General features: G+C 62.8%; 22 protein-coding genes and 1 pseudogene. 11 read left to right on the top strand and 12 right to left on the bottom strand.

The window, feature by feature from the left end; translation table 11 throughout:
- Nucleotides 1–33: 33 nt before the first annotated feature.
- Both ACIQLF_RS05115 and ACIQLF_RS05110 read left to right on the top strand, forming a co-directional pair.
- A complete protein-coding gene (locus tag ACIQLF_RS05115) occupies nucleotides 34–474 on the top strand; it encodes a VOC family protein (RefSeq protein ID WP_400295163.1) in 441 nt (146 codons plus the stop codon).
- 47 nt (nucleotides 475–521) lie between these two features.
- Nucleotides 522–1,241, top strand: coding sequence for an ATP-binding cassette domain-containing protein (locus tag ACIQLF_RS05110; protein WP_400295160.1), 720 nt, complete (start codon nucleotides 522–524; stop codon nucleotides 1,239–1,241).
- A gap of 68 nt (nucleotides 1,242–1,309) precedes the next feature.
- Here the strand turns inward: ACIQLF_RS05110 and ACIQLF_RS05105 are convergent, their stop codons facing one another.
- The gene (locus ACIQLF_RS05105; protein ID WP_400295158.1) at nucleotides 1,310–1,993 is read right to left on the bottom strand and encodes an alpha/beta fold hydrolase; all 684 of its coding nucleotides are present in this window, start codon (nucleotides 1,991–1,993) and stop codon (nucleotides 1,310–1,312) included.
- Nucleotides 1,994–2,155: 162 nt separating this feature from the next.
- Nucleotides 2,156–2,344 (bottom strand): hypothetical protein, encoded by a 189-nt coding sequence (locus ACIQLF_RS05100; RefSeq protein ID WP_400295155.1) that lies wholly within the window; start codon nucleotides 2,342–2,344, stop codon nucleotides 2,156–2,158.
- Between the two features lie 275 nt (nucleotides 2,345–2,619).
- Between ACIQLF_RS05100 and ACIQLF_RS05095 the strand changes: the two genes are divergently transcribed.
- Complete coding sequence (locus tag ACIQLF_RS05095; RefSeq protein ID WP_400295152.1) at nucleotides 2,620–3,738, top strand: hypothetical protein; 1,119 nt, start codon at nucleotides 2,620–2,622, stop codon at nucleotides 3,736–3,738.
- A gap of 90 nt (nucleotides 3,739–3,828) precedes the next feature.
- On the opposite strand, the gene ACIQLF_RS05090 is transcribed toward ACIQLF_RS05095, so the two are convergent.
- The 7 genes and pseudogenes from ACIQLF_RS05090 to ACIQLF_RS05060 form a co-directional block, all read right to left on the bottom strand.
- A complete protein-coding gene (locus ACIQLF_RS05090) occupies nucleotides 3,829–4,635 on the bottom strand; it encodes a DUF1206 domain-containing protein (RefSeq protein WP_400295149.1) in 807 nt (268 codons plus the stop codon).
- Nucleotides 4,636–4,779: 144 nt separating this feature from the next.
- Nucleotides 4,780–5,004, bottom strand: a pseudogene (locus ACIQLF_RS05085) (gluconate transporter); the annotation flags it as partial.
- 5 nt (nucleotides 5,005–5,009) lie between these two features.
- Nucleotides 5,010–5,396: a VOC family protein gene (locus ACIQLF_RS05080; RefSeq protein WP_400295146.1), complete on the bottom strand. Its 387-nt coding sequence runs from the start codon at nucleotides 5,394–5,396 to the stop codon at nucleotides 5,010–5,012.
- Between the two features lie 425 nt (nucleotides 5,397–5,821).
- Nucleotides 5,822–6,229 carry a VOC family protein gene (locus ACIQLF_RS05075; protein WP_400295144.1) on the bottom strand — a complete coding sequence of 136 codons (408 nt, stop codon included), beginning with the start codon at nucleotides 6,227–6,229 and terminating at the stop codon, nucleotides 5,822–5,824.
- 114 nt (nucleotides 6,230–6,343) lie between these two features.
- Complete coding sequence (locus ACIQLF_RS05070) at nucleotides 6,344–6,757, bottom strand: helix-turn-helix domain-containing protein (protein ID WP_400295141.1); 414 nt, start codon at nucleotides 6,755–6,757, stop codon at nucleotides 6,344–6,346.
- Nucleotides 6,758–6,899: 142 nt separating this feature from the next.
- On the bottom strand, nucleotides 6,900–7,121 hold the full coding sequence (locus ACIQLF_RS05065; protein WP_387524732.1) for a hypothetical protein: 222 nt from the start codon (nucleotides 7,119–7,121) through the stop codon (nucleotides 6,900–6,902).
- A gap of 308 nt (nucleotides 7,122–7,429) precedes the next feature.
- Complete coding sequence (locus ACIQLF_RS05060) at nucleotides 7,430–8,185, bottom strand: SOS response-associated peptidase (protein ID WP_400295138.1); 756 nt, start codon at nucleotides 8,183–8,185, stop codon at nucleotides 7,430–7,432.
- A 35-nt stretch (nucleotides 8,186–8,220) separates the two neighbouring features.
- Here ACIQLF_RS05060 and ACIQLF_RS05055 point away from each other — a divergent pair, with 35 nt between their 5' ends.
- The 3 genes from ACIQLF_RS05055 (at nucleotide 8,221) to ACIQLF_RS05045 (ending at nucleotide 10,320) form a co-directional block, all read left to right on the top strand.
- Entirely contained in the window at nucleotides 8,221–8,493 is a 273-nt protein-coding gene (locus ACIQLF_RS05055) for a glutaredoxin domain-containing protein (RefSeq protein WP_400295135.1), read from the top strand.
- Between the two features lie 112 nt (nucleotides 8,494–8,605).
- Complete coding sequence (locus tag ACIQLF_RS05050) at nucleotides 8,606–9,691, top strand: S-(hydroxymethyl)mycothiol dehydrogenase (RefSeq protein WP_400295133.1); 1,086 nt, start codon at nucleotides 8,606–8,608, stop codon at nucleotides 9,689–9,691.
- The gene (locus ACIQLF_RS05045; RefSeq protein WP_400295130.1) at nucleotides 9,691–10,320 is read left to right on the top strand and encodes an MBL fold metallo-hydrolase; all 630 of its coding nucleotides are present in this window, start codon (nucleotides 9,691–9,693) and stop codon (nucleotides 10,318–10,320) included. The genes ACIQLF_RS05050 and ACIQLF_RS05045 overlap by 1 nt, the downstream gene beginning before the upstream one ends.
- Nucleotides 10,321–10,475: 155 nt before the next feature.
- Here ACIQLF_RS05045 and ligD read toward each other — a convergent pair whose 3' ends face one another.
- Nucleotides 10,476–11,345, bottom strand: coding sequence for a non-homologous end-joining DNA ligase (gene ligD, locus ACIQLF_RS05040; RefSeq protein ID WP_400295127.1), 870 nt, complete (start codon nucleotides 11,343–11,345; stop codon nucleotides 10,476–10,478).
- 427 nt (nucleotides 11,346–11,772) lie between these two features.
- Here ligD and ACIQLF_RS05035 point away from each other — a divergent pair, with 427 nt between their 5' ends.
- The 4 genes from ACIQLF_RS05035 to ACIQLF_RS05020 all read left to right on the top strand — a co-directional run bounded on the left by ACIQLF_RS05035 (nucleotide 11,773) and on the right by ACIQLF_RS05020 (nucleotide 16,457).
- Nucleotides 11,773–13,419 (top strand): ABC1 kinase family protein, encoded by a 1,647-nt coding sequence (locus tag ACIQLF_RS05035; RefSeq protein WP_400295124.1) that lies wholly within the window; start codon nucleotides 11,773–11,775, stop codon nucleotides 13,417–13,419.
- An 848-nt stretch (nucleotides 13,420–14,267) separates the two neighbouring features.
- Entirely contained in the window at nucleotides 14,268–15,338 is a 1,071-nt protein-coding gene (locus ACIQLF_RS05030; RefSeq protein ID WP_400295121.1) for a zinc-dependent alcohol dehydrogenase family protein, read from the top strand.
- A 14-nt stretch (nucleotides 15,339–15,352) separates the two neighbouring features.
- Nucleotides 15,353–15,994, top strand: coding sequence for an NADPH-dependent F420 reductase (locus ACIQLF_RS05025; RefSeq protein ID WP_400295118.1), 642 nt, complete (start codon nucleotides 15,353–15,355; stop codon nucleotides 15,992–15,994).
- Nucleotides 15,995–16,001: 7 nt separating this feature from the next.
- Nucleotides 16,002–16,457 carry a universal stress protein gene (locus ACIQLF_RS05020; RefSeq protein WP_400295115.1) on the top strand — a complete coding sequence of 152 codons (456 nt, stop codon included), beginning with the start codon at nucleotides 16,002–16,004 and terminating at the stop codon, nucleotides 16,455–16,457.
- A gap of 147 nt (nucleotides 16,458–16,604) precedes the next feature.
- On the opposite strand, the gene ACIQLF_RS05015 is transcribed toward ACIQLF_RS05020, so the two are convergent.
- A complete protein-coding gene (locus tag ACIQLF_RS05015) occupies nucleotides 16,605–17,990 on the bottom strand; it encodes an MBL fold metallo-hydrolase RNA specificity domain-containing protein (RefSeq protein WP_400295112.1) in 1,386 nt (461 codons plus the stop codon).
- A gap of 621 nt (nucleotides 17,991–18,611) precedes the next feature.
- Here ACIQLF_RS05015 and ACIQLF_RS05010 point away from each other — a divergent pair.
- Entirely contained in the window at nucleotides 18,612–19,772 is a 1,161-nt protein-coding gene (locus tag ACIQLF_RS05010) for an acetate/propionate family kinase (RefSeq protein WP_400295110.1), read from the top strand.
- Nucleotides 19,773–19,888: 116 nt separating this feature from the next.
- Here the strand turns inward: ACIQLF_RS05010 and ACIQLF_RS05005 are convergent, their stop codons facing one another.
- Nucleotides 19,889–21,067 (bottom strand): HAD-IC family P-type ATPase, encoded by a 1,179-nt coding sequence (locus ACIQLF_RS05005; protein ID WP_400296378.1) that lies wholly within the window; start codon nucleotides 21,065–21,067, stop codon nucleotides 19,889–19,891.
- Nucleotides 21,068–21,165 lie beyond the last annotated feature (98 nt).

Raw genomic sequence — 21,165 nt, 5'->3', positions numbered from 1 at the left:
TTTCGGCAATCCCAAGGGCATAGACTCGTGCCCATGACTCCAGTACCAGCACCCGCGATCACCGCCTTGACCCTGGGCGTGCGCAACGTTGAGCGCTCACGCGACTTCTATGTCCAGGGTCTCGGCTTCCGCGAAATTTCACACATTCCCGGGGAAATCCTCTTCGTCCAGGCCGGCCATGGTCTCCTGCTTGCCCTGTGGAACGTCGCCTCAATGCCCGGAGAGTACGGGGATGTGGGTCACGGGGTGCAGGCGCCCCCGATGTCCCTTGGCCACAACACCGGCAGCGTTGAAGAGGTCCACGACTTGTACGCAAAGGCCATGGCGGCGGGTGCCACTTCCGTCGGCATCCCGACGACCAGGGAATGGGGCGGGACCAGCGCCTGCGTGGCGGATCCAGACGGCTTCCGCTGGGACTTCGTCCACAACCCGGCCTTCGGCATCGGCGAAGACGGTTTCATCACCGGCGTCTGAACGCAGTCCCTCCCTCCGCGTCCCGCCGAAAGACGGTTTCAGCCATCATGCACATCTCGAATTTCCCCGTTCGCCGCATCACAGAACGCGAGCGAAACCCCGCGTCCCGCAACGAATGGCCGAACACCCTGCCTCCGGTCCGCCAACTCCTGGAACACGGGCTGGAGCTTGGTTCGGCCACGGTGCTGGTCGGTGAAAACGGCTCGGGCAAATCAACTCTGGTCGAGGCGATCGCGGTGAGCTACGGCCTGTCGCCCGAGGGCGGTTCCACCGGCGCGCAACACAGCACCAGGGTCACCGAGTCGGGGCTGGATGAGCACCTGCAGGTCATTCGCAACCCCGGAGCAAGCCGCCGCGGATATTTCCTGCGCGCGGAAACCATGCACGGCTTCTACACCTACCTGGAAAACAACCCCGGAATGCGGCCCGAGCCGCGCTTCCACGACATGAGCCACGGGGAATCGTTCCTGGAGCTCATCATCGACCGCTTTCGCGAGGGAGGGCTTTGGGTCCTCGACGAACCCGAATCGGCGCTGTCCTTCTCCGGCTGCCTGGCGCTCGTGGGCATCCTCAAGGACCTGATGGCCACGGGCGACTCCCAGGTCATCATGTCCACCCACTCGCCGTTGCTGGCGGCGCTGCCGGGAGCCGACATCTACGAGGTCGGGCCGTGGGGACTGCGGCACAGCGAATGGGACGACCTGGACCTGGTCACCAACTGGCGGTCCTTCATGAACATGCCCGGACGCTACCTGCGCCATCTCTAGGCGGGCAGTTTCAGGCACGCAAGGGAAGAGGCCCGTTCGACAGACCGGGCCTCTTCCCCTCATTCCACCTAGGAGACCGCGGCCGCGGCCGACCGAATCAGGTCTGCCACGACGTTGGGGCGCGATACGTAGATCGCATGGCTGCCGGATGTTTCCACGACGGTGGCTCCGATGCGCTCTGCCATGGAGGCCTGCGCGGCGGGCGGGATCATCCGGTCCTCGGTCACGTGGAGGTACCAGCTCGGCTTTGCGTGCCATGCCGCTTCGCTCACGTTCCCGCCCAGGGCTTCGAGGCCCCACGGCACCTGAGAGTCGGCCATGAACCTGGCCTCGTCGGCGGGCACGTCCCCGGCAAATGCCTCATGGAACTTCTCGCGGTCCAGGAAAAGGTACCCATCGACGGGCGGCAGGATCGGCGGCTGGGGCCCGTCCTGCGGGAAACCGGCGATGAGGGTGTTGACCGATTCCCCCTGGTCCGGCGCGAACGCGGTGACATACACGAGGGCAGCGACCTTTTCATGGGTCCCTGCCTCGGTGATCACCGCGCCACCGTAGGAGTGGCCGACGAGGACGACGGGGCCCTCCAAGCCGTCGATCAGTTGACGCGTCGTCGCCGAGTCGTCAGCCAGCGACTTCGTCGCGTTCTGTACAACGCGCACGTCGAAGCCGTCGCGCCGAAGCTCCTCATACACCGGCTTCCAGCCGGCTCCGTCGACGAAACCGCCGTGGACAAGGACTATGGTGGCACTCATGGTCTGTTCCTTTTGATTCGTTGGTGTTCGGGCAATGGGACTCCGGATGATTTCCGCACAGAGCAACCCGGGGGACCCGGGGCAACGCCCGGGTTCAACCATCCGGAAGGATTTTGCGCAGGATCCAGCGCACAAACCCCTTACCGGCCAGAGCCTGGGGATTCAGTCGTCTTCGTCCTCATCATCATCGAGGTCGGGATCGTAATCCGGCGGCACCGCTCCGCCCTCACTGCCCCACTTTGAACTTTGCACGTCGCTCACGGCACGCTCGTCGGTGTTGTGCGACAGGTGGTGAGGGTGCGGATGCCCGTGTTCCGGGTGCTCGGACGGATCCTTGGCTTCTTCGCTCATGTGGCCAACGCTAGACCTTTTCCGCGCCTTTGGGCAGACCCGGCAACCGCGCAAACCGTGCCAATTTGGCAAACCCGACACCAGCGGCGAAGTTCCGTCCGCTATGCCTGCCCGGGCGTCTGTTACGGTGGGTCCATGCACACAGATTCCCGATTTACGAGCCCCCGGCTGGGTACCAGCCGTGGGTACGTGCACGTGCGCTCGTAGCATTCGCTGTCTCCACTGCTGCCAACCGGGGGTGATTCCCATTTCCCCGCAGCTTTCCAGGAGACACCATGAACGCCTCGATTTACCTCACCCCCGACGAACTCCATGCCTCCCTCATGGTCCGCGACCTCAGCGATCCCGCACAGGGCGCCCACGCCATGCAAGACCTGTTGCAGGGCGTTGTGGATTCCCTGCAACAATCATGGAACTGCACCACCCGCACCCTCAGGAACCCGCCGATCGTGTCCGTCCGGGACAACTACGACAGCCTGCAGTACCAAGGAAACGACGTCACCCGGGCCCGCAGGTACACCAGGTACCTCAGCCCGACCACGATGCTGCGCAGCCACACCTCCGCCGAGTTGCCGCAGGCCCTGCGGTACTGCAAGGGGCGCACTGGCGTCGATGAGCTGCTTGCGGTTCCAGGGTTGGTGTATCGCCGCGATGTCGTGGACCGCACGCACGTGGGCGAACCGCACCAGGTGGACCTGTGGCGCATTCGCTCGACGCCACACACCACGGCCGAAGAGCTGCACGGGATGATCGGCACGCTTGTCGACGCGGTGCTTCCGGGGGCCGAGTGGAAAACCACTCCGGCGGTTCACCCCTACACCGTCAACGGCCGGCAGATCGACGTCCTGCACGAGGGCGAATGGCTGGAACTGGCCGAATGCGGGCAAATCCACCCGGAGGTGCTCCGCCGTGCGGGGTTGAATCCGGCGCAATGGTCGGGGCTGGCCTTGGGCATGGGCCTGGACCGGGCGCTGATGCTGCGCAAGCGCATTCCCGATATCCGATACCTGCGGGCAACCGGCGAGCGCGCAGCCGGCCAGATGCTGGATTTGTCTCCGTGGCGCCCCGTGTCCCAGCTTCCGTCGGCGCAACGCGACATCTCCGTGGTGATCGACGCCGGGGAGGACGAAGAAACGCTGGGCGACGCGGTGCGCCGGGCGCTTGGCAGCGATTCAGGGGTTGTCGAATCCGTCGAGCTTCTCTCACGCACAAGCAGCGACCAGCTTCCGGAGCCGGCGCGCCAACGGCTCGGCATCCGCGAGGGGCAGGACAATGCGCTGATGCGCATCACGATCCGGCCGCTGGAGCGCACGTTGACCTCGAGCCACGCCAACGAGCTGCGAAACCGCATCTACAGGGCCGTGCACCAGGGTCCGCACCAGGAAATCATCTGAGCACCCGTGCGGCCGGAAGACCACGGTTGAAGGTTTAGGACAGCCGGAGTCCGGGTTCCCGCGCACGGGACCCGGACTGCTCTGGCGCCGTCACATGCGGGCAAACCTCGACTTCGCAATTTGATAGAGTCCGTAGCAAACCAGGCCAACGCCGATCGGGGTGAGCAGGTACACCCCGTAGGGTTGCTCCCGCACCGCCCTGAGGGCGCCGTCCAACCCGGTGGATTCTTCCGGGCGGGCCTGCAAGGTGGTGACGACGAACAGCAATCCGACCAGGAACAGCGCGATGCCTTTCGCCACATAGCCCACCACGCCAAGAACGGTGACTGCCAAACGAAGGGTCCTTGACGTCGGCATGTTCAGCTGCTTGGTGAAGGAAAGCAGCATTCCCCTGGCCACAAAGACAATGCCGACGATCGCGATGACGGCACCCACCGCCACCAGCAGCTGCGGGCCGAGCGGAGCCTTCATGATCTGGACCGACGCATCACTCGTCGTCTTCCCGCTGTTCTTGCCTTGGCCCGCCGCGAAGGAGGCAAACGTCAAGGCCAGCGCCAGGAAAACGATCCCCTGGCCTCCGGCGGAAAGCTTCTTCCCCAGCTTCGCCTTCGTCTTCATCCTCCGGTATCCGAAGACCACCTCACTGAGCTGCCACAGGGCCAACGCCACGCACGCAGCTGTCCCAAGCCAAAGCAATATGTACCCAGCCGGCTGCGTGGCGAGCTCACCCATGGCTCCGCTCTGATCCGCTTTCGGGGCTTTCCCGAAGGCCAGCTGGATGGCGATGGCCCCGATCAAGACGTGCAGGATCCCGCTCACGGTGAAGCCGGTTCTGGCGGCCACCACAAAAGCCCGGGAGTTCGAGGCGTCCTCGACCGCTTCCGCTGCGTCCTTCATGTCCTTTTTGATGACCGTGCCTTTCCTTTGGCTGCACACATTCGAGGGGATACACGTCCAAGGAATACATCATCCCAGGGGCTGCTGACCATGCTCGGCGCAACACCGTCATTTGCCTCCCGGCACGCGGAGGCCCTCGGCGGCCTACAGGAACGCGGCAAGCAGCATGGTCAGCGCCAGGCCCACGACGGAAATCAGGGTTTCCATCACCGACCCCACGTTTTGATCGTTTCCCAGACACTCATGCCGAGGCACTCCTTGACCAGCCAGAAACCAGCGTCGTTGACATGGGAAAAGAACCAGGGACCCGGCACCGACCGCGAGCACCGCCAGGGCCAGCTGCGCCGGCGGAAGGGATCCCGGGGTCGGTTGCCCTAGGTGAGGTTCTCGTGGAGGCAGAGGATGTTGCCGTCGGGGTCCTTGAACCAGGCCGCCTTTTCGGACCCCAGGACGCAAACATGGTCGACGGTCTTCAGGTCCGGCAGGTCGTATTCCTCGAAGACAACGCCCTTGGCGCCGAGTTCGGTGATGACACCGGCGATGTCGCGGACTTCGAAGCTTGCGGTGGTGTGCGGAGAGGGTTTTGCGTCCGGGTCGCTCAGGAGGGCAAGCGCCCCCGACCCTGCCAGGGTGAAGACCATGTTGCCGTCCGTGGCCTGTCCCTGGAATGGAAGCCCCAGAGTGTCTTCGTAAAAATGCCGCGACCTCTCGCCGTCGGTCACTGGAATGATGGTGGTTAACGGGCTGCTTGAGAGGGACATGGGATGCCGTCCTCGATAGGGAGTGGAACCCTCCCATTTTACTTCCGGTGCCATCGGCAGGAGCCTTTCAACGCCACCCAACGCGACCTAGACTGGGTGCGAACTCCCATGCCGGAAGGAGCAACCACCATGAGCATTCCGCAGCCTCCGGAACGCCCTTACCCGCCGGCGGAACCCAGCAGGGTGCCGCCGATCCATCCCGATCCCACGCACGAACCTCCGACCGAGCCGGAACCCATACCGATGCCACCGGATCCCGGGCCCATGCCGCCGGACCCCACCACGCCATTCCCTCCGGGCCAACCGGACCCAACCGAACCCTACCCACCCATCAGGTAGGAGCAATCGGGAACAAACACGTTCGAGGGCACTCCGCGTTCTTCGCGAAGTGCCCTCGACGGTGGTTGGCAGAATGCTGCGCGGTCCTAGTTTGCGCGCTGGTTCACCCGGATCATGTTGCCCGACGGGTCGCGGAACGCGCAGTCGCGCGGACCCCACGGCTGGTCGATGGGTTCCTGGAGGATCTCGGCCCCGGTGGCGCGGACCCGCTCAAAGAGTCCGTCGAGGTCGCTGGTGCTGAAGACCGTCATCGGAAGCACGCCCTTGGTGAGTAGTTCCTGGATGGCGTTCCCGTCGGCCTCCGAGCGGCCCGCATGCGGGTCCGAAAGCACGATGCCCAACCCCGGTTGCGCATCCGAGCCAAGCGTGACCCAGCGGTGTTCGCCCGAGGTCACGTCGTTCTCCACCTTCAGGCCCAGGCCGTCGCGGTAGAACGGGATGGCTTCGTCGACGTCGTTGACGGTGATGTGCGAGTAGTTCAATGAAATATCCATGCACACCACGCTACGGCCGGGGTGGCCGGCACGCTTCTTGGATCCTGCTCGAAACCGGCGAGCGCGGCCGGCATGAATGGTTCGCGGCGCTCGCCGGTCCCCGCCGGCTGCGGGCTAGTACCTGGACGTATTGGTGTTCTTGGGCCTGGTCACGGATTTGGCGATGCAGGCCGGCATGGCTTCGACCGCGGAGTGTTCCCGGTTCCGGTACCCGCTGGGGCTCTCTCCGGTGATCTGGGTGAAACTGCTGCTGAAGGACCCAAGCGAGGTACACCCGACCGCCATGCAGGCATCGGTGACGCTCATCCCGGAGCGCAACAGGGCCATGGAGCGCTCGATGCGCCTGGTCATCAGGTAGGCATAGGGACTCAACCCGTATGCGGCCTTGAACTGCCGGGAGAAGTGCGCCGTGGACATCAGCGCCTTGGCTGCCATGGTGGGCACGTCGAGGGGTTTGGCGTACTCGCGGTCGATCATGTCCTTGGCCCGACGCAGGGCTGTGAGCGTTTCTAGCTCGTACGGCTTCATGACATCGAGATTAGCAGTGCAGGGGCCCTTGACCACCGATTTGTTCCTCGGACCGAAGTAGTGCGGACATGCAGAGGTCGGGCCCGGCCGGGTAAGGGCGGGACCCGACCTCGAGCCATGTCGGCGGTCTGGCGCGAGCCGGCTATCCGGTCTTGCCTGACAGGGCGACAAGCACGCCAGCGACTGCGAAGTATTTGTTGCTGCCCAGATCGCGGATGGTCTTGATGCCCATGCCGGCGAGGATTTCGTCGTGCTTCTCGGTGAGCCCGGCAAGGGCCGAAGGCGGTGCGGCGAGGACTTCTTCCAGGGTCGCATTTTCGAGGGCCTTATCGAGGGCCTTGCCCAATTCAACGGAAACAGCCATGTTAATTTCCTTTCATCGATACGGAACAACATCACCCGCCACGGCACCGGCGGCAGCCGGGCCAGCGCGCAAGGACGCGGGATCGTTTCCCCCTCATCCTGAGGGTTACCCTATCGCAGTGCCATAAACAAAGAAATCACTTGCCAGACTCCAATTAGCATCCACATTCGGCACCTACAAAGCGATCAACAAGGTGGGGCAGGCCGGGCTTTCAGCACCCCCTGGAGCCAACGAGAGAGACCGCCCCAAGCTCCGGTGCCGGGGTGGGCAGGCACCACTGCAGGAGCGCGCCGTTGCCGGCTGCCTATCTAGAACAGCCCCGAATGCGGCTCGGTGAGTTCCGGGCCGTTGTTGCGGACGTTGCCCACCTCGGCACCGACCTCACGCAACTTCCAGCCGGCTGCAACATCGTAGGCCCCGGCGCGCACCATCGCCACAAGCGCTTCCGCATCCTTGTTGGTCGGGTCCAGCCACTCAGCCATGGAGTCCTTCGACATTGGAATCGGCAACCGGTCGTGCAGGCCATGCAGGTCTTGCAAGACCGGGACACTGGAGTCGGGTGCGAGCGAGGGACAGGTGAGGATCGAGGTGGAGAGCAGCCATTGGTCGGGATCGCCGTCTTCCTTGGACGGATCCTTCCACCATTCGTACAGTCCTGCAAAGAAGATCAGTGAGTCGTCTTCCGGGTGCACATAGAACGGGCGCTTCTTGCCCTTCGGGGTCTCGGCGGCCAACCATTCGTAGTAGCCCTCGGCAGGAACGGCGCAACGGCGCGCCTTGATCGCAGCACGGAACGTGGGCTTCTCGATGACGGTCTCGCTGCGGGCGTTGAACGCCCGCACGCCCACGGCCGGGTCCTTGGCCCAGCCGGGTACCAGACCCCACTTGGCAACATGCACCTGGCGATGAACCTGCTCGTCAATCAGTCGTTCCAGGACGACGGGCACGTCGGTGGTCGGGGCGATGTTCCATGACTGGCGCAACTCAAGGTTCGCATCGGCCTCGGCTTCTGCCTCCGCCACCAGGTCACCGATGGCCTTGGCCATAACGTAGCGTCCACACATGAAATAAGACTCTCATGTCCGTGGTTATATGAAGTATGACCGAAACAGAAAAACTTGCCCCATACGTTCCCGAAGCCGGATCCGTCACGATGTTCACCACCTCGTGGTGCGGATACTGCCGTAACCTCAAGCGCCTCATGGACGCCAAGGGCATCGGCTACACCGAGGTCAACATCGAAGAAGTAGAGGGCACCGCCGAGCTCGTTGAACTCTTCAACGGTGGCAACCAGACCGTGCCGACGCTGATCTTCGCCGATGGCACCGCCGCAACAAACCCACGCATCGAGGAAGTTCTCGAGCGCGCCTAGTCATCCTGTGCTTGGATGGAAGGGTGCCATAAGCCGGTCACGGCGAATGGCACCCTTCCTCGTTAAGTCTTAGGGGTGGCGCATCGGTGCGCCCACCCATGAATGGAGTGTCATGTCCCAGAAGGTCCAGGCCGTCATCGTCCGTGCCAAGGATGCACCGGTCGAAACCGTCACCATCGTCATTCCGGACCCGGGTCCGGGCGAGGCAGTGGTCGACATCCTCACCTGCGGCGTCTGCCACACCGACCTGCACTACAAGCTCGGCGGCATCGGCAACGACTACCCGTACCTGCTGGGCCACGAGGCCACCGGCGTGGTTTCCAAGATCGGCGAGGGCGTGGACAACGTCGCCATCGGCGACCGGGTCATCCTGAACTGGCGCGCGGTCTGCGGCCAGTGCCGCGCCTGTGCCAAGGGCCAGGCCCAGTACTGCTTCAACACCGCAAACGCCACCCAGAAGATGACCCTCGAGGACGGCACCGAGCTCTCCCCCGCCCTGGGCATCGGCGCGTTCGCTGAAAAGACCCTGGTCGCCGCCGGGCAGTGCACCAAGGTCGACGAGGACGTCGACCCCGCCGCCGTGGGCCTGCTGGGCTGCGGCGTCATGGCCGGCATCGGCGCCGCCATGAACACCGGCGAGGTCAAGCGCGGCGAATCCGTGGCCGTCATCGGCTGCGGCGGCGTGGGCATCGCGGCGATCGCCGGCGCCCAGCTGGCCGGCGCCACCACCATCGTCGCCGTGGACATCGACGACGACAAGCTCGCCATGGCCACCAAGATGGGCGCCACCCACACCGTGAACTCCAAGACCTCCGACGCCGTCGAGGGCATCAAGGCCGTCACCGGCGGCTTCGGCGCAGACGTCGTCATCGAGGCCGTGGGCCGCCCCGAGACCTACAAGCAGGCGTTCTACGCCCGCGACCTCGCCGGCCGCGTGGTGCTGGTGGGCGTGCCGACCCCGGAGATGAAGCTGGAGCTGCCGCTGCTGGACGTCTTCGGCCACGGCGGATCGCTGAAGTCCTCCTGGTACGGCGACTGCCTGCCGAGCCGCGACTTCCCGATGCTCGTCGAGCAGTACAAGCTCGGCCGCCTGGACCTTGACGCGTTCGTCTCCGAGCGCATCTCCCTGGGCGACGTCGAGGCCGCGTTCACCAAGATGGGCGAGGGCAAGGTCCTGCGCTCGGTGGTGGAACTCTAATGCCGGCACAGATCCAGAACATCGTCACCTCAGGCACGTTCTCGCTGGACGGCGGAACCTGGGACGTCGACAACAACGTGTGGATCGTCGGGGACGACTCGGAGGTCTTCGTGATCGACCCGGCGCATGAGCCGGCCAAGATCCGCGCGGCCGTCGGGGACCGCACCGTCAAGGCGGTGCTGCTCACCCACGGGCACGACGACCACATCCGCTACGCCCGCGAGTTCGCCGACCTGGTCGACGCGCCGGTCCACCTGAATCCGGCCGACGCGATGCTTTGGGAAGCGATCTTCCCGGGCACCTCCGCGGATGGCGACATCTCCGACGGGGACACCTTCGAGGTTGCCGGCACCACCTTGGTCGCCCTGCACACCCCGGGCCACTCGCCGGGTTCGACCTGCTTCTACGTCGAGTCGCTGGGAACATTGTTCTCCGGCGACACGCTGTTCAACGGCGGACCGGGAGCCACCGGGCGCAGCTACTCGAGCTTCGAGACGATCATCGACTCGATCCGCGAGCGCCTGCTGGTCCTGCCGGCGGAAACGGTCGTGAACACCGGCCACGGGGATGCCACCAGCATCGGCGCCGAGGCGCCGAACCTTGACGAGTGGATCAAGCGCGGCCACTAGCCGTGAACACCTGACGGTTGTGGCCGGCGAGGATGAGACCTCGCCGGCCACGCCACGTCGAACCCGCGGCCATTCATCGCCGGGACAGCGGTGAAGTCGCATATTTGACAGGCGCCGTTCGGGAACGAAGAACGCAGGCTTTCCGGTGTTCGGCTTTAGAGCCCTGGATTGATTCCTGCTTCGACCCGCGCCAGCACCTCACGGTAGTCCAGCTGGACCAGCCCGGTCTGGTCGATCTCGTCCCAGCTTCGCGGCGTGGCAACCATCGGGAGCATCCTGCCTCGCAAGGAGTACGGGACAACCGTCGTTTTTCCTGGCCAGTTCTGGCTCCAATCGATAAACACCTTCCCGCGACGCAGTTCCTTGCCCATCCGGCTGACCACCATCTCCGGGTGATCGTGTTCGATCGACAACGCGAGTTCATGGGCCCGGTCTGCGACCTCCTCCGAGGTCTTTTGTCCATCAAGCCGGGAGTACACGTGTATTCCCTTGCTTCCACTGGTAACGGGAAGCGAATCGAAACCCATTTGGGACAGCAAGTCCCGGACAAGGAGCGCCACTGCGGCGCATTCCGACAATCCTGTTCCCTCCCCCGGATCCAGGTCCAGCACCAGCCGGTCGGGGTGTTGGGGAGCACCGCTGGGGTCAAACTTCCATTGTGGAACGTGGATCTCGAGGGTCGCTGTCTGCGCCATCCAGACCAAGGTCCGCGCGTCGTTGACAAGGGGATAGATATTGTCGTGATCCTTGTGATGCACTCTTTGACGCAGTATCCACTCCGGGGTAGCGGCATCAAGATTTTTCTGGAAGAAGCTCTCGCCGGGGCAGGCTTCCGTCCCCACTCCGTCCACCCATCGCTTGCGGGTTGCGGGCCTGTCCATTGCCCACGGAACCATCACGGGTGCAATTTGCAGGTAGTACATGGCCACGTCCAGCTTGGTGGTACCGGATTTCGGATAGAGAATTTTCCCGGGGCTGGTGAGCCGGACCGTTGCACCATCAACATCCAATTCCTGCGCGCTCATAGTGGGCCCGGGCAATAGCAACGGACCGAACTCTCGCCGCCGTTGCCACGGGCCGCGATACTCCCTGGACAGCACGCAAGCGAACTGCCTGTTTGGAGGACGATTCCCAGCGACCGTCCGCGACCTCGACCGTGATCAACCGTGGTTCCTGGCGCTACTCCGTCATTCATTCGACTTCCCTTTTCCTCATCATCCATCGACTCTCCATGCTGGTGCAGGCACCACGCGATGCATAGAGCCGAACGGCCTGAAGGTTCACCCGACGTAATCATCGATGTCCAGGTCAGGCAGATAACGGCGTATTTGCGCCCTATGCTCAGAGCTGTTCCGGGGCTACGCTGTCGATCATGTTACTGGTCTGGACGCGTGTCCCCATCTATGGTTCCTCCACTGAGCGGTACACGGCATTTGTTCCTTGGAGAGATGCTTGACCACGCACTTTGAACGTTACGCCGAGGTCGCTGAGATCCTCGTACGGCATGGTTTCGGTTCGTTGATGACCGTCCTGGGTCTTGAGCGCCTGCAATCGGGTCCCAGGCTTCGCGTGTCCGGACCGCTCGGGAATCCCGATCGGCTGGTTCTGGCCTTGGAAGAGCTGGGCCCCACCTTCATCAAGCTTGGACAGGCACTTTCGACGCGGCCTGACGTTCTTCCCCAGGCATACCTCACCGCACTGTCCAGGCTTCAGGACGGTGCGCCACCCGTCCCAACGGATGTTGTTCGTTCCCTGATCGAGCAGGAATTGGGCGCATCCCCCGATGAAGTTTTTGCCGATTTCAGTGATACCCCCTTGGCCAGCGCGTCCATAGGCCAAGCCCACGCGGCGACGTTGCACGACGGCACTGCTGTCGTCGTCAAAGTTCGCAGGCCCGGTGTTGTCGCACAGGTCCAAGAGGATCTGGAGATCCTGCAGAACTTGGCCCACCAAGCGAGCCGCAGTTGGCCGGCTGCTGCGGATTACAACATCGAAGCAATAGCGGCAGTCTTTGCAACAACGCTACGGGCCGAATTGAACTACCTCAACGAAGGCCGAAATGCGGAAAAATTTGCAAGCAATTTTGCCGACGACGCAAGCATCCACATTCCGAAGATCTACTGGGAAACGACGACTTCCCGTGTTTTGACCATCGAACGAATCTACGGGATGAAGATCGATGGCGCAGAGGTCCGCGCCATGCCTCTGGCTGCCAAGGACGAGCTCGCTCACCGTGCCACCCGAGCGATTGCCAAGATGATCTTCGATGATGGGTTCTTCCATGCAGACCCCCACCCCGGAAATCTGTTTGTTGAATCCACGGGGTGCATCGGCTTGATCGATTTTGGAATGGTCGGTGAGGTGAACGACCGTTTTCGGGACCATCTGGCAAAGCTCCTATTCGCTTTCAGCAGGAACGACCCGGACCGGATCGCCCGAGCTCTTTTGAAACTGTCGGTCAACAGGACCAGCGCACACCGTGAACTACTCGTGCGGGACATTGCACATTTCATTGAGCAATACCAAGGTCGGCTCCTTGGTGAAATACAGCTAACGTCCCTTGTTAGCGAACTACTGGCCATTCTGCGCACCCACCACCTTCAACTGCCAAGTGAAATGGCGATGCTGGCAAAGATGGTGCTAATGACCGAAGGCATGGGCGTTCGCCTCAATCCTGAATTCAACCTTGGTGAGGTGCTCAAGCCGTACGCCAGCAGGCTGGCCGTTGAACGGCTCGACCCGCGCAGGCTCCCTGGAATGCTCAAGCAGATGGGATTGGATGCTGCAGACCTTGGATCCGATCTGCCCGAGTTGTTGGAGCGTGCGCTTCGCAACCTCGACGACGGACCCGAAGTCCGTCTCCGTTCCGATGACCTCCTGCCGCTCGTTGCCCGGGCAGAACGCATCGGCAATCGTCTTGTGGCCGGCATCGTTCTTGCCGCGTTCATCCGTGGAATCGGAGATCTGACAGCGGCCGACAGTGAACGTTTACGTTCGTGGCAAGGCAAGCTGCTTGCGGGCGGAATCGGCGCTATGGGCGCCATGGGTGGTTATCTGGCGTGGACCTCCCGGCCAAATACACGTCGCCTTCGGCCCTAGGAATGCAGTTCCGTCTCCGACACTTACATGCGGAAGCGATCAAGTTGCAAGCCAACGAAACCATCCGGAAAGATAAACCACACCAGAGCGTCGTCATCGTGGGACCTGGCAGCCGACCAAGAAGAAACGTTTCAAACGGCCCGTGACACTTTCCACTTGAAACCGGCTGGTCCCAAAAGACGACCGCCGGCCGACCAACACAGGCAGACGGCGCAATACTGATTGGCCGACGCGCATGCGCACCCCCGACGGGTCAGCAATGGCGACGCCTGGCCAAGGCGAAGGCGTTGAGAGCCCTATCATCTTTGCGCGGCTCGCACACAACGCCCTCCATCGGAAGCATGCCCGGCCTCGCGGGATTCGACTTCGCCAGGTCGTTGGAATGATTCGCGAAACAGGACTTAAGGCTCTAACCAGATCAAGTGGTAAAACGTAGCCTCGTGAACACCAGCGATATCAGCGCCGCGGAAGAAATCTCGATCACTCAAGGATTACAGCCACATCAGGCAACAGGCAGGAAACCCTTGCTCTTCATGCAATGCGTTGACCAGCAGGAAATCCTGCACACGTGTCCGACCGGAGGCAACCAAGATCGTTCTTTGACAGAGTTACGTAGCTCGAAAATGTGCCCAACCCAGAACCCTCACGCATTGTGCTGCCTAGGCCATCGCTCCGATCGGGCATCCTTGCCATCTTCGTCCCCAACGAGCATAAGACCTTGGCATGTTGCACGGACACTGGCTAGCCCCCGGGTCGCTTTCCCGCATGACGAATACAGCCGTCACAGACATTGTATTTCTGGCCCGCCCCCTGAGCGTCTCGGCTATAGAACCATTGGAAGGACCAGCATGAAAGCCCTGATCTACAAAGGACCTGGTGAGAAGTCATGGTCAGATGTTCCCAATCCACAACTTATCAATCCCGGTGATGCGATAGTGCGGGTGGAAACCACCACCATCTGCGGCACCGACCTGCACATTCTCAAGGGCGACGTCCCAGCCGTGCAGCCGGGACGGATCTTGGGCCACGAAGGCGTCGGAACCGTCGCGGAAGTGGGTACAAGCGTCCGTGACTTGGCGGCGGGCGATCGCGTCTTGATCTCATGCATCAAATCATGCGGCCATTGTCCCAACTGCCGCTCGGGCCTGTATTCACACTGCCTTGGCGACGAAGGCCAATCGGGCATCGGCTGGGTGCTTGGCCACCTGATTGACGGCACCCAGGCCGAATTCGTTCGGGTGCCGTACGCGGACAACTCGCTGTATAAACTACCCGACGGAGTCAGCGACACCGAGGCTGTCATGCTCTCCGACATTCTGCCGACGGGCTTCGAGATCGGTGTTCTGTCAGGCGGGGTCAAGCCCGGCGATGTCGTGGCAGTCATCGGCGCCGGTCCGGTGGGACTGGCGGCGATCGCCACCGCTGGGCTCTGCGGCGCGGGAACAATTGTGGCCATCGACCGCGATAAAAACAGGCTCCGGCAAGCCAGGGAATTCGGCGCAACGAACATTGTCGACTCTTCGGCGGTCGACTGGCGCCAAAAGGTCCTGGACCTCACCGACGGGGCAGGCGTCGAGGTGGCCATCGAGGCCGTCGGCCTGCCCGAAACCTTCACCATGGCCATCGACCTCGCCCGTCCCGGCGGCCGCATCGCAAATATCGGCGTCCACGGCAAGAGCGTCGACTTGGCGCTCCAGGACCTATGGATCCGAAACATCAGTATCAGCATGGGTTTGGTCAATACCAACACCACTCCCATGTTGCTCAAGCTCGTGGCACAGCACAAGATCCCCGCAGCCAAGTTCGCAACGCACACCTTCACGTTCGACCAGATGCTTGACGCGTACGACACCTTTGCCCGAGCAACGGAGACGAAGGCACTTAAAGTCATTATCACGCACCAACCAACCCAGCCCTGAAAGGCATAAACATCATGGAACAGATCACCATCATTGGCAACGGGCATATGGCCCGTTCCATCGCCGTCCGCATGATCAAGGGCCGGCATTCCGTATTGATCCTGGGCCGCAACGAAGGCAAGACCCGGGATCTCGTTGAGTTCCTCGGCGCCGGAGCCCACGGCGGCAGCGAGGGCTCCTCCCTCGAGGGCGATCTCGTGTTCCTGGCAGTCCCCTTTGAAGAGGGCAAGAAAGCTGTGTCGGCCTACGGCGATGCACTCGCAGGCAAGGTCGTCGTGGACATCAGCAATCCCGTGGACTTGGCCTCTTTCGACCGACTTTTGGTCCCCGAGGGCACGTCGGCCGCGGAATCGATCGCGTTGCTTGCGGGCCCGACCACCAGCGTTGTCAAGGCCTTCAACACCTGTCTGGCCAAGCCGCTGGAAGCAGGGTCCGTGGCAGGACTCCCCTTGGACGTCTTCATTGCCGGCGACTCCGAGAACGCCAAGGCCAAGGTGAGCGCGGTCGTGGCCAACTCAGGCCTCCGCCCGATCGACGTCGGGCCGCTCAGGCGGGCACGCCAACTTGAAGCCATGATGCTCTTGGTCATGGGTCTTCAGGTCAACCCCGAACACGAGAACTTCAACTGGGACACCTCGCTCAAGATACTGCCCTAGGAAGACAATGGCTCCGACACCCGAATGCTCCGGTCGCGTCATTGCCGGCATCGACGGATCCGAGCACTCCACACACATCATGAAAACTGCCGCAGAGATCGCGGCAGCGCTGAAGCTTCGCCTGCACATCATCTGCTGTTGGAACGAGTCGGGCGTTTACTTTGCCGCGGAAATTCCAGACGACGGGTTCCGGGAGGCAGACATCTTGGAGAGCGAAGCCGGACGCCGGGTCGAGCACGCGCTCGACAGGGCGTTCGGCATGGAACGGCCCACCAGGATGAGTATCGAACTGAGGCGCGGCAACCCCGCGAAGATCCTCGTCGAGGAAAGCACCAACGCGCGAATGCTGGTCCTGGGACGGCGCGGCGGGGGCGGCTTCCTTGGTCTGCGGATCGGTTCGGTTGCCGCTGCCTGTGCAGCACATGCCCACTGTCCGGTTCTCGTTGTCAACGAAAACGCATAGAGGGCGCCTGGCCGGGGCTTCACGAGACATCCCGGCGGCCTTCCAATGGGGTTTTTTGCCCACCACGGCCGACGGCCAACACCTGCGGACCCGTCTAAACCAACACTGCCTGGTTCAGACGGGTCCGTTCCAGTGCTTCGCCGGAACTCAGCTCGGGTTTCGAAGATTCACGGATTCCAGGTGCTCGGGCACCCGGGCACGCCAACCCAGCTCGTGTTTGATGCGCAATCGCAACGTGTCCGACGCCTCCGGTTCGCCGTGGGTGATGTATGTCATCCGCGGGGCCGTGGGAGCTTCCTTCATCCAGCCTATCAATGTGTCCGCATCCGCGTGGGCGGAGAATCCATCTATTGAGACGACCTCGGCCCTGATCTGCACATATTCGCCATAGATCTTCAGTGTCCGCTGCCCGCTCTCCAGTGCGGACCCGCGCGTCCCACCCGCCTGGTAGCCAGCAAGCACTATCGCGTTCTTCGGGTCCTCCCCGTAGGCGGAGAGGTGGTGAAGAATCCTTCCGCCGGAAAGCATCCCACTTGCGGAAATGATGATCATGGGGCCGCCTCGCAAGTTCAGCAACTTGGACTCGTCCGCCGTCCGTGTTAGCGTCGCCAGCCCGTACATCGCAGCGAAATCCTTGTCGCTAAGCCGGTGTTCCTCCCTGTGTTGTTGATAGATCAGGGAGGCGTCGATGGCCATGGGGCTGTTCAGGAAGACCGGCACCGCCGGTATCTTGCCTTTGGCCAGCAACCGCGACAGAGACAGAAGGATCGACTCGGCGCGACCCACGGCAAATGCCGCGATGAGGACGACTCCGCCGCGTTTGGCGACCCGCGTGACCAGATTTCCCAGTTCCTCGCCGGGATCCTCCGGAGAATGGTTTCGGTTCCCATAGGTCGACTCGGTCACCAACACGTCGACCGATTCCAGACCACGCGGTGGATTCATCAGCGGATCATCCGGCCGGCCGAGGTCTCCGGTGAAGTGAATGCCGATGCCACCGACGCCGAGGTGGATTTGGGAGGCCCCCAGAATATGGCCGGCCGGGATCAATGTGACGTCGACGCCGTCTGCAACCTCGAATCGATCATCGAATTCATGGGTTCGGAAGCTCTTGAGCGATCGCGCCGCGTCTGCCGCCGTATAGAGAGGCAGGGGCGGATGGTGAATGGACGAGCCCTTGTGAGCGGCGTACTGCGCCTCTTCTTCCAAAAGATGGCCGCTGTCAAGCAAAAGCAGGCTGCACAATTGTGCGGTGCCCTTGCTGGAATGGATGGGACCGGCAAAGCCGTCCCTGACCAAGGCAGGCAGATAGCCGGTGTGGTCAAGGTGGGCGTGGGTGATAACGACGGCGTCAATGGAAGCCGCCGGCACGGGCAGTGGAGTGCGATTACGATCGCGCAATTGCTTATATCCCTGGAAAAGGCCGCAGTCCACCAAGATCCTTTGCCCACCGGTGTCCAAAAGGTATTTCGAACCTGTCACGGTTCCCGTCCCGCCGAGAAACCTGAGGCTCGGGTGCTGATGCTTTGTCATGCCAGGCCTTCTTATCGTCGCAGTCGCTTGAGGGCATCCCCCGCGGAGCCGGACCGACGCCCAGGCCGGTATGCCTTCCTGGCTCCACTGGTGTTTGTCCGGCCCTCGCCCATTGAAATCTTCCGGCCCCTGAAACCTGCGGCAAACAGCAGTCGGCCCAAGGGCATGTTGTTGTCTCCAGTAAACGTTCCTCCAGCGCACACAGATAGGGCCCAAAGACCCCGTCGGGCCACCACCCATTGCGAATTCGGCATCTTCGGTCCATTCAGGAAACGACGAGACGCCGCGACCATGGTCGCGGCGAAACACCTTTGCAGCGCACGGCCGGGGTTCCCATGCCCATGTCATTTGTGGTTCCGCGGACTTAAGCTGTGGCATTGAGGACATTCCCCGGAGGAGGCACCATTGCACGGTCATGGCCGCCGCACAGGGACCGCTGGGTCCGACGCGGACAAGGCCAGCCAACGGGGCCAGATCCGCAGCAGGGACCTATCCGGCGCCTGCCTCAACGGCCTTCGAACGGCAGTGTTGCCCAGGACCAGGTCGCAAGGAACACTGCCACGCTTCGCCATGGCCCGAACCACTCGTACGCTCAAACAACAACCAGCGGAGGATGGGAACATGCTGATATTGGTGCTGAATTCCGGCTCCTCGTCGATCAAGTTCCAGTTGCACCGGTTCCGGGATTCGAACGCCCACGGGAAATCCGAGGTCCTGGCGGACGGCCTGGTTGAGAAGGCCGTCCGGGGCGGAGCCGGAACCGACGCATCCAACGCCCATGTCCCGTCCCTGGACCTAATCAACCGGCTCGTGCTCGCGGCCCTGGCGGGGCGGAAGATCGATGCCATCGGCCATCGGGTGGTTCACGGCGGAGAGCGATTCATCGCACCCACGGTGCTCACCGAAGAGACAATCGGGGAATTGGAGCGTTTGTCCCACCTTGCCCCGCTTCACAATCCCGACGACATCGGCGGGATCCGCGCCGCCGGCACCACTTGGCCCGGGATCCCCCAGGTGGCGGTCTTCGACACGGCCTTCCATAGGACGTTGCCCGAGTCGGCCTGGCGCTATGCCATCCCGGAAGACCTCTACAACAACTACGGGATCCGCCGTTACGGCTTTCACGGAACCTCAGTCGAGTTTGTCACCCGGGCGGCATCCCGTTTCCTCGGGCTCCCCCTTGGGCAGTTCGACGGCGTCGTCGCACATCTGGGCAACGGCGCATCGGTGACAGCCATCAAGGGGGGCCGCAGCATCGATACATCCATGGGGTTCACCCCGGTGGACGGATTGGTCATGGGTACGCGATGCGGGGACATCGATCCCTCGGTCGTGCTGTTCCTGCAGCGTCGGGGCCTGGACGCCGATGCCATCGAGGAGCTCCTGAACCTGCAGTCCGGGTTCCAGGCCCTGTGCGGCCTAAGCGACATGCGGTCCATCGAGGAAGCCGCTATTGCCGGCCAGGACAAGGCCCGGCTGGCCCTGGAGATTGCCGCCTACCGGCTCGCAAAATACATTGGCGGCTATCATGTGGCCGTCGGCGGCGCCAAGGCCCTGGTCTTCACCGCCGGCATCGGGGAAAACTCGCCCCGGTTCCGTTCCCTGGTTGTCGGAAAGCTGGCCCCGCTGGGAATCGCGCTCGACGATGCCGCCAACCTCAGCGCATCAAGGGAACCTCGCTGCATCAGCTCCATGGATTCCGCATTCCCGGTTCTCGTGGTCCCCACCGATGAAGCACGCGCGATCGCCGAAGCCACAGCCGCCCTCGTGCCGATGCCATAGGTCACGAGGAACGGGATCCTTCGCCGCCTCAAGCAGCACCCAAGTGCCCTCCCCGGGCACTTGGGTGCGCCGCGCCCGCGACGACTCGGTCCAGGCCAAGAACGGACGACGGCTCCTCATACGCTGCGCTCTCCCCGCCTTGGCGCTCGGGGCAGGTTACGAAGCCTGCTGGGGCACGGCCAGCCCGGAACCGCAACGTCACGGCCTGATTGGCCCGGCAACGCTGAACCGGGCAGCCCGGCGGTGGACATGGTGGGGGCGGCCGCGTTTGCGGACCGTCGGCGCCTGTTGGACGGGCCTGGAGAAGAACCAAACCTTGGCGCACTTGACCAAGACGAGATAGACCACAACCAGCACCAGCAAGGACAAGAAAAAGGCACGGGCAACGGATCGAAACCCAACACCGCCACCACCGGGGACAGCGGAAGGTAAATGCCCACCACGACAATTCCGATGGCCGCCCAAAGCAACTCGGCCGCGGGCTTGCTCCGCAGGAACGGCACCCGGCGGGTCCTGATCGCAAAGATGATCAGGGGTTGCGTGGCAATGGATTCAATGAACCAGCCTGCCCTTAACTCCCCCGGCGCCGCGTGGAACGCGAAGATCATCAGCCCGAAGGTCGCAAAGTCAAAGAGCGAACTGATGGGACCGAAAAGGAGCATGAAGCGCCGGATGAACGAAATATCCCAATGCGAGGGGGCAAGCAGTTGTTCCTTGTCCACCCGGTCCCCGGGGATGGCAAGTTGGCCGGTGTCGTAGAGCAAGTTGTTGAGCAGGATCGGTCCCGGCAACATGGGCAGGAAGCTCAAGACAACCGAAGCCGTCGCGGCGCTAAACATGTTTCCGAAGTTGCTTGAGGTTCTCATCAGCACGTACTTGATGGTGCTTGCAAAGATCCGCCGTCCTTCCCGAACGCCTTCGGCCAAGACACCCAGGTCCTTGTCCATCAAGACGATGTCGGCTGCGTCCTTGGCGACGTCCGTGGCGCTTTCAACGGTAATGCCGACGTCTGCATGGTGAAGTGCAAGCGCGTCGTTGACTCCGTCGCCCAGGAACGCGACGGCCCGGCCTTGTTGGCGCAGAAGCCTGATGAGCCGAGCCTTCTGCTCCGGGGACACCCGGGCAAAGATGCTCGAATCCCTGGCAGCCTCGCCGAGTTCCTGGTCAGTCATGGCATCCATCTGGACACCGGTCGGTGTCCCGCCCAGCGCCAGTCCCAGGTCCCTGCACACTTTTTCCGCGACCCGGGCGTTGTCCCCCGTGGCGATCTTTACGGCAATGCCCAAGTCCGCCAGATCGACAAGTGACTTTTTCGTGTTGTCCTTTGGCTTGTCTTCGACGACGGGAACCCGGCCAGGCGAAAACCGTGTTCGTCGGCGGGCCCGATCTCCGT

This window comes from Paeniglutamicibacter sp. NPDC091659, assembly GCF_044756805.1.
Lineage (GTDB): Bacteria > Actinomycetota > Actinomycetes > Actinomycetales > Micrococcaceae > Paeniglutamicibacter.
This window is presented reverse-complemented; position numbering and strand designations above follow the sequence as displayed.